This window comes from Pseudomonas sp. BE134, assembly GCF_031456105.1.
In the GTDB taxonomy this organism is placed as follows: domain Bacteria; phylum Pseudomonadota; class Gammaproteobacteria; order Pseudomonadales; family Pseudomonadaceae; genus Aquipseudomonas.
This window is the reverse complement of the sequence record NZ_JAVDUA010000021.1, coordinates 51,052-63,908: the sequence shown is the minus strand read 5'-3', so window position 1 is coordinate 63,908 and position 12,857 is coordinate 51,052. Positions and strand designations below refer to the sequence as shown.

Sequence of the window (12,857 nt, the reverse complement as noted above, 5' to 3'; positions counted from 1 at the left end):
ATCAACGTGGGGAGCAACGGCTGACAAGAAAAAGGCGGGCGTCTGACAACAAATCAGGCGACCGCTGCTTACAAGCGTGGAACCCGACAGTGATAGTCAGGTTCGGTGCACAACACCGAACCATTTGATACAGGAGTGCAGCCATGCTGGTCTTACGCCCAGTCGAATTAACCGATCTGCCCCAGCTACAACAACTGGCACGCGACAGTCTGGTAGGTGTCACGTCATTGCCAGACGACACCGAGCGCCTGCGTCGCAGAATTGTCGACTCCTGCGCCTCATTCGAAAAAGGCGTTGAGGAACATGGCCCCGAGAATTACTTTTTCGTACTAGAGGACCTGACGGCCCGGCGCCTCGTCGGGTGCTCGGAAATCCTCGCCACCGCAGGTTTCAACGAGCCGTTCTACAGCTTGCGCAACCGCCACTTCACCAGCGCCTCCCGGGAGCTGAACATCGAGCATGGCGTCCCGGCGTTGTCGTTATGCCAGGACCTCAAGGATCACACCTTGCTGCGCGGCTTTCACATCGACGCCCCGCTGGTGCGCACGGCATTTTCGGAGTTGCTGTCACGGGCGCGGTTGCTGTTCATCGCTGCCCATCCCCAGCGTTTTGCCGAAGCGGTGATCACCGAAATCGTCGGCTACAGCAGCGCTGACGGGCAATCACCGTTCTGGGATGCACTGGGTAAACACTTTTTCAACTTGCCTTATGCCGAAGCCGAACGACTGTGCGGCCTGGAAACCCGGACCTTCCTCGCCGAACTGATGCCGCAGTACCCGATCTACGTGCCGATGCTGCCCCAGGCGGCGCAGGCCTGTATCGGCCGGATTCACCCCGACGGTCAGGAGGCCTTCGATATTCTGGAGCGCGAAGGATTTGAAACCAACAGCTACATCGACCTGTTCGACGGTGGCCCGACCCTGTATGCGCGCACCTCGAACGTGCTCTCCATCGCCCAAAGCGTAACCGCCACGGTGCAGACCGGTTCGTCCATTGACGCGCGGGGACGCTACCTGGTCAGCAATGACGCGCTCAAGGGATATCGAGCGATTGTCGCCGAACTGGATGTTCAAACCGGGCAGCCGGTGGGGTTGAGCGCCGCCATGTGCGTAGCCCTGAACGTGACCGATGGCAGCCCGATCCGGCTGATCGCCCTGTGAGCATCACCCGGCCCCGCGCCCAACGACAGTGCCCGAACAGGTGCGAAGAAGGAGCTGCATCATGATTGTCCGTCCGGTGAGTGTCACCGACCTGCCCGCCTTGATGGATCTGGTGCAACAAGCCGGCCCCGGGTTCACCACCCTGCCGGCCAACGAGGAACGCCTGGCTCATCGATTGCGCTGGGCCCAGCGCACGTTCGCCGAACAGGTCGAGCGTGCGGATGCCGATTACCTGTTTGTGCTCGAGGATGACGATCAGCACGTGGTCGGTATCAGTGCATTGGCCGGCGCCGTAGGCCTGCGCGACCCCTGGTACAACTACCGGGTCGGGCTGACCGTCAGCGCTTCACCGGACCTGGGGATTGAGCGGCAGATTCCGACCTTGTTTTTGAACAACGAAATGACCGGTCAGTCGCAACTCTGCTCGCTGTTTCTGCGCCACGATCACCGCCAGGGCACAAATGGTCGCTTACTGTCGCTGGCGCGCCTGCTGTTCGTGGCCGAGTTCCCGCACATGTTCGGCGAAAAGCTCATCGCCGAACTGCGTGGCAGTGCCGACGAACAGGGCTGTTCACCGTTCTGGGACAGCCTGGGCCGGCACTTCTTCAAGAGGGCGTTCAGCCACGCCGACTACCTGTCGGGGCTGGGCAGCAAATCATTCATCGCCGAACTGATGCCGCGCCAACCGCTCTACACCTGCCTGCTGACTGAACAGGCCCAGGCCGTGATTGGCAAAGCACACCCGAACACGGAACCGGCCATGAAGATCCTCAATGCCGAGGGCTTTGCCCACAAGGGTTACATCGATATTTTCGACGCAGGGCCGGTGATTGAGGCTCCGGTGTCGAACATCCGTACCGTACGCGACAGCCAGGCGCTGGTATTGGTTATTGGCACGCCCGATGAACAGGCCCCGGTGTGGCTGATCTATAACCGCCGCCTGGATAACTGCCGCATTACCGCCGCTCAGGCGCGAATGGTCGGCAACAGCCTGGTGGTCGACCGCATAACCGCCAAACGCCTGCAATTGCAACCCGGCAACTCAGTGCGTGCGGTGCCTTTGCTGAATCAACAGCGGCAGGCTGTGGCTGCGTAACCGGCTGATGGCGAGTGCTGCGCACTCGGACGTCCGAACGCGGCCCGAACCTTCGGCAGCTGCTACAAATCCGCGCAACCAGCTCTGACTCACTACCCTCCCCGTAGCAGCTGACGAGCAACGCGAGACTGCGTCTGGAATTTGCCTGACAAAACGCGATTGCCCGGTGAGGTTCAAGACGGTATCTACATGGGTTAGCGTTGCGCCGAGGATTCGAGTTAAAGCATTGTTAATTCGTCATCATCTCCTCCTCGTCCGCGTGATAGCCTTTTATTCCTTCGGCGTTGACACTTTTGCTCAAGCCCTTCCATTCCCATTGCAGTGGTGGAACTCGTATGTCCAGGCTTTCCCATCAAGATTTGCGCCGTAACTTTCGCGAACTGTTCGCTTCCAACACCTGTTATCACACGGCTTCGGTCTTCGACCCGATGTCGGCCCGCATTGCCGCTGACCTGGGTTTTGAAGTGGGGATTCTGGGCGGCTCCGTCGCATCGTTGCAGGTGCTGGGTGCCCCCGACTTTGCGCTGATCACCCTTAGCGAGTTCGCCGAACAGGCCACACGCATCGGTCGCGTCGCACAATTGCCAGTCATCGCCGACGCCGACCATGGCTATGGCAACGCGCTCAACGTGATGCGCACCATTGTCGAACTCGAACGTGCAGGCATCGCCGCACTGACCATCGAAGACACCTTGCTGCCCGCGCAATTCGGCCGTAAATCCACCGACCTGATCGGCGTCGCGGAAGGCGTCGGCAAGATACGCGCAGCGCTGGAAGCCCGGGTTGACTCGGAAATGGCAATCATCGCCCGCACCAACGCCGGCATCCTGCCCGTCCAGGAAATCATCAACCGCACCCAGCAATACCAGGCCGCCGGCGCAGACGGGATCTGCATGGTGGGCGTGCAGGATTTCGACCAACTGGAAAAAATCGCCGAACACCTGAGCGTGCCGTTGATGCTGGTCACCTATGGCAACCCGGCGCTGCGCGACGACAAACGCCTGGCCGAGCTGGGTGTGCGGGTGACCATTGACGGTCATGGTGCTTACTTCGCGGCGATCAAGGCGACGTACGACAGCTTGCGCGAGCAGCGGCAGATCTTTACCCAGGCCTCGGATTTGAGCGCTACGGAGCTGACGCATACCTATACGCAGCCTGAGGATTACATTCGCTGGGCCGAAGAGTTTATGCGTGTGAAGGAGTGATGGTTCTGCCGGTTTAGCTGTATAGCCTGTCATGGCCCCATCGCGAGCAGGCTCGCTCCCACATTGGATTTGCGGTGTTCACACTTCCCCTGTGGGAGCGAGCCTGCTCGCGATGGCGTTTGATGCCGCACCGCTAAACAGTAGCCTTGAACCCCTCCTCCCGCTGCAACGCCCGCGCCTGAATCACATCCAGTATCGCGCACCCTTCACGCATCAGCAGATGCACGGCCCCGGTCACACGCGTCAGATCACAGTCTGAAATACCTTTGAGGCCAAGGCTGGACAAGGTGTCCGCCAGATCACGAACCACCGTGAAGCGATGCGCCGCGCAGGCTGCGAGGTCGCTGAGTTCTTTGTGGGTATTGATGAAGAGCACCGGGTTTTCGGCGTCGTAGGTGTCGATGGGGAGGAAACGTGGCATTACTTGGTCGTGCATTGTTGTAACTCCTGTAATTTGAGCAACCACCGTTTCGCGGCCAAACGAAGGTGGCAGCCGTACGCGGGTTGGCCGACCGGGTACAGGAACCGGCACACCCGAAGGTGTCCCACGCACAGCCGCCATAACACGATGTTTCAGGCGCTTATCGCCTGAACGGTGTTTGGTAGCTGGACGTTCCTGTATCCGACCGGCCAAGGTCGTTCGCGGAGTTTTCCGCGAGCCCGAACTATAGGGGTCGATACCGAAACGCGGCAACAGGGTACGTTGTAGGAAACGTCTTCGAAAGTTGTGCTCCTCTGGATGGCAATAGATCGACGGCAATAATCACGATTTGTCGAGACTACGATCAATAGCCCGCTTTGGTCATAGCCTCTATCTGATCCTTTTTAGTATCCCGTACATATTTTACCCAACTTTTCGGAAAAGCCGAGGTCTGGCCACTTTTGGTAAGACTGACCTGAGCCAGGATCGACCCCTCCCGCGGCCCACTTTCATTTTCCGGCAATTCGATTGTCACAACATACGGATCAGGTTCATCCCCATTCCATTCTTCTGAAAACGATGTGCTGGCCATAACCTCCCCAGAGCAGTTCAGGGTGGAAAACCATTGAAGCTCAACGTTTAACAAAGCCCCACTGCTCCAGTCGGCTCCAAGGCTCAGCGATAGCTTGGCGCCTTTGGGTGCGAGCTCGGGATCAATGAGTCCCCTTAAGTCAGCATTAACGAAAGTAACAGCGTCTCTTTCTTCATATTCTGAACTGGTCATCTGTTCTACCTCTGCGTGTGGTTTTTTTTCATAGGAGCTCAACGCGAGTCCTATTGATCCAAAGAAAAATACTCGACTCGCAATAAGTAAACGTCTGAAATAGACCCTTGAATACTGTCATATCTGACAGGTATCGAAAAATAAGAAACAGTGAGATGCTCAGCGACGAAGTCGCAGCAGCTTCAAGCATCGCAAAGACAACGGCTGAGAAATTGAGTCACCGCTTACTCAAGACCGAATGAACACATACGAACCTGAAGCCGAAGATTTCTTGTGAGAGCGAACCTGCTCGCGATAGCGGTGAGTCAGCTTGCAGGGATGTTGGATGAACGACCGCTATCGCGAGCAGGCTCGCTCCCACAGGGATTTGAAGGTGATAAATCAGACCGAGTCGAGCAATTCGTGATAAGGCATGCCATTGCTGCGGCAGATCACCCGATTGCGCCCCGTGGTCTTGGCTTCATACAACGCCTGATCCGCATCGTTAAGCCACAAGGTTGCGTCGGTATGCGTCGGGTCAAATGCGGCCAGACCGATACTCAAACTGACTTTCAACCCCGGACTCTGCTCGTAACCTAACGAGGCAAAACGGTCGCGCAAGGCTTCCATCGCCACGGCGGCACCGTTCAACGGGAGGTCGGGCAGGATCACGCAGAACTCATCACCGCCATAACGCCCGGCAACATCGGTGGCGCGAAGGTTCTGCTTGAGCATTTTGCTGAGGTGGCGCAACACAATGTCCCCGGCGACATGGCCGTAGGTGTCATTGATGATTTTGAAATGGTCGATGTCGATCAGTGCAATCGCCCCGCCCTGCTGCTGGCGTTTGCAACGCTGGAATTCGATTTCCAGTTGGTCCTTCCAGGCGCCATGGTTCAGCAGGCCGGTCAGGCTGTCGGTGCGGCTCAGGGCCAGCAGTTCGCGCTTTTGTCGGCCCAGGGTGGTGGCCTGGCGAAAGCAGAGCCAGCCCAGCGTCAAGGGATACACAATCAGCAGGGGCATGCAGGCGAACATTTGCAACGGTGTCGTCGACGGGATGAACGTCGGGGTAAACACCAGCCCTCCAACCATCATCCCGAGAATCTGCGCGACAAAGCCTACCAACAGGAATCTCAAGCCGCCGATGGCGACATTGTTCATGGCCATCATCGACAGCGTTGCAGCGCTGGGCAGCGGATTGAATTGCATCGCCGCCACCCAGAAACCGCCGATAAAGGCATCCACCAGGATGTTGCGGTGCTCGGCGTGAAACGGCACCTTGGCCCGTCGCGCCCACTGATGGGCGACGTGCGGCCAGAACACGCCGTTGAACACCATCAGCCCCCAAACCCACGGCGCCGGGTCGAGGGGGTACATCGCCGCGCTCACGCACAACAATCCCAAGGCCAGGCCCAGGGTACGCGATGCATAAAGCCTCCTGGCCAATGAAAGTCCTTTTCCTCCCGAATTTCCCATAGGGCCTCTGCGCCGCTGTGCGGAACCTGATAACACCGGGTTGCAGGTGCGTTGTGAGTCTATCAGGGCGACGTTAAATAGCCATCACCGGCCAGCGGCCTGAATACCGGGGTATTGCCACCACGCGAGTCGTCAATGTTTGGCTATACATGAAGGGAGGGTTCAATAAACAATGATAAAAAAGGAAGCCCATGCAGAATTTTCAAGTGTTGATCATCGGCAGCGGTTTTGGCGGGCAGTGCGCGGCGATCAATTTGCTCAAGGCCGGCATTGACGATTTTCGCCTGCTGGAGCGGCGGGACTTTTTCGGCGGCACCTGGTGCCAGAACACCTACCCCGGCGCGGCGGTGGATGTGCCCTCGCCGCTGTATTCGCTGTCTTTTGCGCCCTATCGCTGGACGCAAATGTTCGCCGAACAAGCGGAACTGCACCGCTACACCCAGTACGTGGTGGAACACTTCGGCCTGCGCGACAAGGTCGAACTGCAAGCCAATGTCGAACGGATCGAATGGGATGACGCCAGCAAACGCTGGGCCGTGCACACCGCCGCCAAAGGCACGTATTACGCGCAGTTTCTAATTAACGCGACGGGCCCGTTGAGCCAACCGGTCGTCCCGCACTTCGAGGGCATGGAACGCTTTCAGGGCAAGACCTTTCACACCAACAATTGGGACCATTCCTACGATTATCGGCAAAAGCGCGTGGCCATCATTGGCAGCGGTGCCAGTGCCGCACAGGTCATCCCGGCGATTGCCCCGGACGTCTACCACCTGCACGTGTTTCAACGCACGCCCCACTGGGTACTGCCAAGGGCCGACCGCGCGTTTGGCCCATTCCAGCGCTGGCTGCTGGGCCTGAAACCGGCCTACAAACTGCTGCGCTGGATGATCTACTGGCAGTTCGAAACCCGGGTGATTGCCTTCAAATACTCGAAACCGGCCGTGCACTTGGTCCAGCAACATGCCCTGCGCTTCCTCAAGCGTCAGGTTCCAGACCCCGAATTACGTAAAAAACTGACGCCGGACTTCACCATCGGCTGTAAGCGCGTAATTGTCTCCAGCACCCTGTACCCGACGCTCGGCCGTAGCAACGTCACCCTGCACAGCCGCGAGCAGGGCGTTGCGTCTATCGATGAAACCGCCATCGTCACTCAGGATGGCCAGCACATCGACCTCGACCTGATCGTCTGGTCTACCGGTTACGACGCCACCGACGGGGTGATTTCCTACCCGGTGACCGGCAAACACGGCACGCAACTCAAGGACGTCTGGGCACAGTATCCCCGGGCCTATCTGGGCACCAGCCTGCCGGACTTCCCGAACCTGTTCATCGTCACCGGCCCCAACACCGGCATCGGCCACACCTCGGCGCTGTTCATCATCGAGTCGCAGATGAATTACATCCTCGACTGTATCCGTACGTTAAAAGCACAGGGTTTACGCAGCATTGAAGTTCGCGCCGAAGCGGAACGTACCTACACTGAAATGATCCACCGTGAGATGGAGCGCACCGTATGGAAGTCCGGAGGGTGCCACAGTTGGTACCAAAGCAAGAGCGGTCATGTGATTGCCATGTTTCCGGGGTTCAGTTTCAGTTATCACCGATTGACCCGGGCCTTGAAACCCGCCGACCACATCCTGTCCTGATCACGTAAAAGGAAGTCATACGATGCTTCTATTCGTTGTCATCATCGCGGTTGTCGTGGCCTGGAGCTGGTTGAACTATCCGGCCATCGGTTATTGGCTGTATGACTTGAGCATGGCCATTGAAGCCAAGCTGTATCGGCTGCACAAAATCATCGTGCCCATTAACGAGATGACCGTCTCGACCTGGCAAGGCGGGCCGTATGAGGCGTCCAGCAGCGTGCTGATGCTGCACGGCTACAGCGCCGACAAAAATCTGTGGCTGCGCTTTGCCCGGCACTTTGTCGGTAATTATCGGGTGATCATTCCGGACATTGCCGGGCATGGCGAAACCGGGTTCAAGGCCGGCGGCGGCTATGACATCCCGCTGCAAGCCAAGCGCATGATCCAGTTGCTGGATGTCTGCGGGGTCGAGAAGGTGCATGTGATCGGCAACTCAATGGGCGGTTACATCGCGGCGTGGCTGGCGGCCACGTACCCGGACCGGATTGCTTCCGTGGCGCTGATCGATCCGGCCGGTGTCACGGCGCCCGAAGCCAGCGATCTGGAGCGGCATTTGGCCAAGGGGCACAACCCGTTTCTGATTCATTCTCGGGAAGAGTTTCGATACTTCTACGCCATGACCATGGCCGAACCGCCGTGGGTGCCCCGCGTGGTGCTGGACGCCATTGCCCATCGCTATGAAAAAAGCCGCGATGAACTGGAAGAAATCTTCAATGATTTTCGCGCCAGCCCGCCGATGGAACCGAAACTGGCCGACATCAAGTGCCCGGCGCTGTTGCTGTGGGGGCACAAGGATCGTTTGATCGACGTCAGCAGCGTGGCGGTGTGGAGCAAAGGCATCGTCGATCTGCGGGTGCATATCTGGGATCACAGTGGCCACATGCCGATGGTCGAACAGCCGGCGAATACCGCACGACTGTATCGGGAGTTCCTGGGATCGCTGCGCACGGAAAGCCGCTCCCACCTATAACAACCGCCTACAACACGGCCCGCACCGAACGCAGCCTCGCGCTGCTCGGCAGCTGCTACAGGTCTTCTTGTGCGAGCAGTCCTTGGCAGAATGAAGTTCGTAAGAATCTTCGTTTGTCGGCGGCGCTGAAGGCTGCGATCTTTTCGCACATCCTTTACGTCACCGCGCCAGGAATTTTTTTCATGAGCCAACCACGCTTCGTCAGCCCTGACCTGATCCGCCAACGCTTCTCCAAAGCGATGTCCGACATGTACCGCGAAGAAGTGCCGTTGTACGGCGCGCTGATGGAGTTGGTGGAGCAAACCAACCAATACGTGCTGGACAACGACCCGCAGATCGCCCGTCAGTTGAACAGCACCGGCGAAATAGAGCGCCTGGACCTTGAGCGTCACGGCGCCATCCGCGTCGGCACCGCCACAGAACTCGCTACCCTCGCCCGGTTGTTCGCGGTGATGGGCATGCAACCGGTGGGTTATTACGACCTGACCCCGGCCGGTGTGCCAGTGCATTCCACGGCGTTTCGCGCGGTGCACGAAGCGGCGTTGCAGGTCAGCCCGTTTCGCGTGTTCACCTCACTGTTGCGCCTGGAGCTGATCGAAGACCTGGAACTGCGCGCGTTCGCTCAGTCGGTGCTGGATAAACGCCAGATCTTTACCCCGACAGCGCTGACCCTGATCGAGCGTGCTGAAATCGAGGGCGGCCTTACCGAAGACGAGGCGCAGGACTTCGTCGAACAGGCGCTGGAAACCTTCCGCTGGCACCACAGCGCCACCGTCACTGCCGAGCAATACCAGAAACTCAGCGCGCAGCATCGCCTGATCGCCGACGTCGTGGCCTTCAAAGGCCCGCACATCAACCACCTGACGCCGCGCACACTGGACATCGACATCGTCCAGGCGCAGATGCCGGCCCATGGCATCACCCCCAAAGCGGTGATCGAAGGCCCTCCCCGCCGTCAGTGCCCGATCCTGCTGCGCCAGACGAGTTTCAAGGCGCTGGACGAACCGGTTGCCTTCACCGATCAAGCTCAAACCCGTGGCAGTCACAGCGCGCGCTTCGGTGAAATCGAACAACGCGGCGCCGCACTGACACCTAAAGGTCGGGCGCTGTACGACCGTTTGCTCAATGCCGCACGGGACGAGTTGAAAGACTTCCCCAACGAAGCCAATGCCGCACGCTACAACGCCCTGATGACCCAGCACTTTGGCGAATTCCCTGACACATACGAAGGCATGCGCCAGCAGGAGTTGGCGTACTTCCGCTACTTCGTGACGGAAAAAGGTCAGACGACGGATTCGCTTGAATCGTTGTCGCTGGAAGATTTGCTGGACGGCGGCTATCTGCGGGTTGAACCGCTTGTGTATGAGGATTTTCTGCCGGTGAGCGCCGCAGGGATTTTCCAGTCGAACCTGGGGGACGCGGCGCAAACCCACTATGGCGTGCATTCAAACCAGCAGGCGTTTGAGCAAGCGCTGGGGCGAGCGACGATTGATGAGTTGGGGTTGTATGCCGAGACCCAGCGGCGTTCGGTTGAAGAGTGCTATGCCGCGTTGGGCCACGCGATCTGAAGCGCACTTGTAGCAGCTGGCGCAGCCTGCGTCGGCCGGTCCGCGCTCGGGCGCAGCAGTCGTAATATCGGACGGTGCGGTTTTTCAGATAAACCGTGTTTACCGGTTTTACGACTGCTACGCCCGAGCGCGGACCGGCCGACGCAGGCTTCGCCAGCTGCTACAGGGCGGTGTTTTAGCGGAGTTTGCTTAGCAGCGCCTCGGCAGCCGCTTCGGACGACGCCGGGTTCTGACCGGTGATCAATAATCCGTCCGTGAGTACATAGCTCGCCCAATCATCGCCCTTGGAATAAATCCCGCCCTTCTCCTTGAGCATGTCCTCCACCAGAAACGGCACGACATTCGTCAATTGCACCGCCTCTTCCTCCGAGTTGGTAAACCCCGTCACGCGCTTGCCATTGACCAACGGTTGACCATCCGCGCCTTTGACGTGACGCAACACACCCGGTGCATGGCAGACCGCCGCGACCGGTTTGCCTGCCTTGATAAACGCCTCGATCAGCGCAATCGAAAAGGTGTCTTCGGCCAAATCCCACAACGGACCATGGCCGCCCGGATAGAAAACCGCATCGTAATCCTCGACTCTCACGCTGTTGAGCAGCGCAGTAGAGGCCAATGAGGATTTAGCGGCAGGGTCTTTGTTAAACCGATCAGTGGCCTCGGTTTGCGCGTCCGGCTCGTCACTTTTGGGGTCCAGCGGAGGTTGGCCACCCTTGGGCGAAGCCAGGGTCAGTTGAGCACCGGCGTCCTTGAAGGCGAAATACGGCGCAGCAAATTCTTCCAGCCAGAAGCCGGTTTTCTTACCCGTGTCACCCAGTTGATCGTGGGACGTTAAAACCATCAGGATTTTCATGTCGTTCTCACTCCGGTTCAGGGTTGTTCGGAACGCTCGGCGGCGCTGTTTTTATGGACCCTGCGGCCGGTCGATTCGTTGCACCGGATGCGGGTTGTCTTTGACGGGTGGCGCAACGCCGTTATGCGCAAGAAGTTGCGCACCTATCCTATAGAAAGCTCCTACATAAATGCTGATCGCCCGGCCAGGTGGGCACTCCAGCCAAGTGCGCAAGAAGTTGCGCAATGGTGTGCAAGTTATTGCGCACGTTCCTCAGGGATCTACGTCGACAAATCTTTCAGCAACCGAAAATCGCCCCTAACTCCTTGATCTACATGACTTTCACTGCTCCTGGCACGGACCTTGATAAGTGTCTGGCACCCACCGGGCGATACAGCCTCCCGGGCACTCTTAATTTTTTAGCAAGGAGCTCATCCATGGCAACACCAGCGTACATGTCCGTCACTGGCGAGAAGCAAGGTCTGATCACTGCCGGCGCGTTCACCGCCGACTCGGTTGGCAACACCTACCAGGAAGGTCACGAAGACCAGGTCATGGTTCAGGCTTTCAGCCACGACGTGATCATCCCGCGTGACCCGCAATCCGGCCAACCGACCGGTCAGCGCGTGCACAAGCCAGTGGTTATCACCAAAGTCTACGACAAGTCCTCGCCACTGCTGCAAGCGGCTTTGACCTCTGGCGAGCGCATGAGCGAAATCGTTATCCAGTGGTATCGCACTTCGGCTCAAGGTACCCAAGAGCACTACTACACCACCAAACTGGAAGACGCGATCATCGTCGCCATCAACAACAAAATGCACAACTGCCAGGACCCGTCGAACTCGCACTTCACGCACCTGGAAGAAGTGCAGTTCACCTACCGCAAAATCACCTGGACCCACGAAGTATCCGGTACTTCGGGTTCCGATGACTGGCGTCTGCCGGTCGCCTGAATCAGGCCGACCGTCTAAAGCATCGGCCAGCTCTGCTGGTCGATGTTGTTTTCGCCCTTCCAGAATTTTTGCGTCTGCCGAGGCCTTTCCGGCTATTGGCGCACGCCGCAGCACTGCACGAGGAACAAGGGATGTTCGCGCCGGCCAATCAGACTCACTTTGCCCTGACTATCGAAGGCCTCTCCTGCGATTTACAGGTGTTGGCCTTGCAAGGTCGGGAGGCGATCAGCCAACCGTTCGTGTTTGAGGTGGAACTGGTCAGTGAGCAGCCGTCCCTGGACCTCGAAACCCTGCTGCACAAAACGGCCTTTTTGCAGCTCTCGCCTGATGGCAGCGGCATTCATGGCCAGATCTACCGCGCCGCTCAGGGTGATTCCGGCAAACGCCTGACCCGCTACGCGGTGACCCTGCGTCCGCAACTGTCCTACCTGGCGCACCGCATCAACCAGCGCATCTTCCAGAACCTCAGCGTGCCGAAAATCATCGGCAAGGTCCTCGAAGAGCACGGCATCCAGAGCAACACCTACGAATTCAAAGTCGGGGCGATTTATCCCGAGCGCCTCTACTGCGTTCAATACGATGAATCGGACCTGCAGTTCATCCAGCGCCTGTGCGAGGAAGAAGGTATCCACTACCACTTCCAGCACAGCGCCACGGCTCACAAACTGGTGTTCGGCGATGACCAGACGGTGTTCCCGAAACTCGACCCCGTGGCCTACCAGCAAGACTCCGGCATGGTCGCCAACCACCCGGTGATCATACCTCGG

The 12,857-nt window shown here is 58.5% G+C and carries 11 protein-coding genes and 1 pseudogene; 8 read left to right on the top strand and 4 right to left on the bottom strand.

The window, feature by feature from the left end:
- The first annotated feature begins 143 nt into the window (after nucleotides 1-143).
- The 3 genes from J2Y56_RS18110 (at nucleotide 144) to J2Y56_RS18100 (ending at nucleotide 3,461) form a co-directional block, all read left to right on the top strand.
- On the top strand, nucleotides 144-1,160 hold the full coding sequence (locus J2Y56_RS18110; RefSeq protein ID WP_310351753.1) for an arginine N-succinyltransferase: 1,017 nt from the start codon (nucleotides 144-146) through the stop codon (nucleotides 1,158-1,160).
- A 61-nt stretch (nucleotides 1,161-1,221) separates the two neighbouring features.
- Nucleotides 1,222-2,256 (top strand): arginine N-succinyltransferase, encoded by a 1,035-nt coding sequence (gene astA, locus J2Y56_RS18105; protein ID WP_007948549.1) that lies wholly within the window; start codon nucleotides 1,222-1,224, stop codon nucleotides 2,254-2,256.
- A gap of 335 nt (nucleotides 2,257-2,591) precedes the next feature.
- Nucleotides 2,592-3,461, top strand: coding sequence for an oxaloacetate decarboxylase (locus J2Y56_RS18100; protein WP_007948550.1), 870 nt, complete (start codon nucleotides 2,592-2,594; stop codon nucleotides 3,459-3,461).
- Between the two features lie 133 nt (nucleotides 3,462-3,594).
- Here the strand turns inward: J2Y56_RS18100 and J2Y56_RS18095 are convergent, their stop codons facing one another.
- From J2Y56_RS18095 to J2Y56_RS18085, 3 genes are all read right to left on the bottom strand, one after another.
- Entirely contained in the window at nucleotides 3,595-3,897 is a 303-nt protein-coding gene (locus J2Y56_RS18095) for a hypothetical protein (protein ID WP_007948551.1), read from the bottom strand.
- A 349-nt stretch (nucleotides 3,898-4,246) separates the two neighbouring features.
- Nucleotides 4,247-4,666, bottom strand: a complete 420-nt coding sequence (locus tag J2Y56_RS18090; RefSeq protein ID WP_310351750.1) for a hypothetical protein — start codon at nucleotides 4,664-4,666, stop codon at nucleotides 4,247-4,249.
- A 381-nt stretch (nucleotides 4,667-5,047) separates the two neighbouring features.
- On the bottom strand, nucleotides 5,048-6,121 hold the full coding sequence (locus J2Y56_RS18085; RefSeq protein ID WP_310351747.1) for a diguanylate cyclase: 1,074 nt from the start codon (nucleotides 6,119-6,121) through the stop codon (nucleotides 5,048-5,050).
- Between the two features lie 191 nt (nucleotides 6,122-6,312).
- On the opposite strand from J2Y56_RS18085, the gene J2Y56_RS18080 reads away from it, so the two are divergent.
- The 3 genes from J2Y56_RS18080 (at nucleotide 6,313) to J2Y56_RS18070 (ending at nucleotide 10,305) form a co-directional block, all read left to right on the top strand.
- Nucleotides 6,313-7,767, top strand: a complete 1,455-nt coding sequence (locus J2Y56_RS18080; RefSeq protein ID WP_310351745.1) for an NAD(P)/FAD-dependent oxidoreductase — start codon at nucleotides 6,313-6,315, stop codon at nucleotides 7,765-7,767.
- A gap of 22 nt (nucleotides 7,768-7,789) precedes the next feature.
- Nucleotides 7,790-8,737 carry an alpha/beta fold hydrolase gene (locus J2Y56_RS18075; protein WP_310336347.1) on the top strand — a complete coding sequence of 316 codons (948 nt, stop codon included), beginning with the start codon at nucleotides 7,790-7,792 and terminating at the stop codon, nucleotides 8,735-8,737.
- A 182-nt stretch (nucleotides 8,738-8,919) separates the two neighbouring features.
- Complete coding sequence (locus J2Y56_RS18070) at nucleotides 8,920-10,305, top strand: VOC family protein (RefSeq protein WP_310351742.1); 1,386 nt, start codon at nucleotides 8,920-8,922, stop codon at nucleotides 10,303-10,305.
- Nucleotides 10,306-10,480: 175 nt separating this feature from the next.
- Here J2Y56_RS18070 and J2Y56_RS18065 read toward each other — a convergent pair whose 3' ends face one another.
- On the bottom strand, nucleotides 10,481-11,158 hold the full coding sequence (locus tag J2Y56_RS18065) for a type 1 glutamine amidotransferase domain-containing protein (protein WP_007948243.1): 678 nt from the start codon (nucleotides 11,156-11,158) through the stop codon (nucleotides 10,481-10,483).
- A 416-nt stretch (nucleotides 11,159-11,574) separates the two neighbouring features.
- On the opposite strand from J2Y56_RS18065, the gene J2Y56_RS18060 reads away from it, so the two are divergent.
- Nucleotides 11,575-12,090 (top strand): Hcp family type VI secretion system effector, encoded by a 516-nt coding sequence (locus J2Y56_RS18060; RefSeq protein WP_007948242.1) that lies wholly within the window; start codon nucleotides 11,575-11,577, stop codon nucleotides 12,088-12,090.
- Between the two features lie 131 nt (nucleotides 12,091-12,221).
- Nucleotides 12,222-12,848: pseudogene (gene tssI / locus J2Y56_RS28505) on the top strand (type VI secretion system tip protein TssI/VgrG); the annotation flags it as partial.
- Nucleotides 12,849-12,857 lie beyond the last annotated feature (9 nt).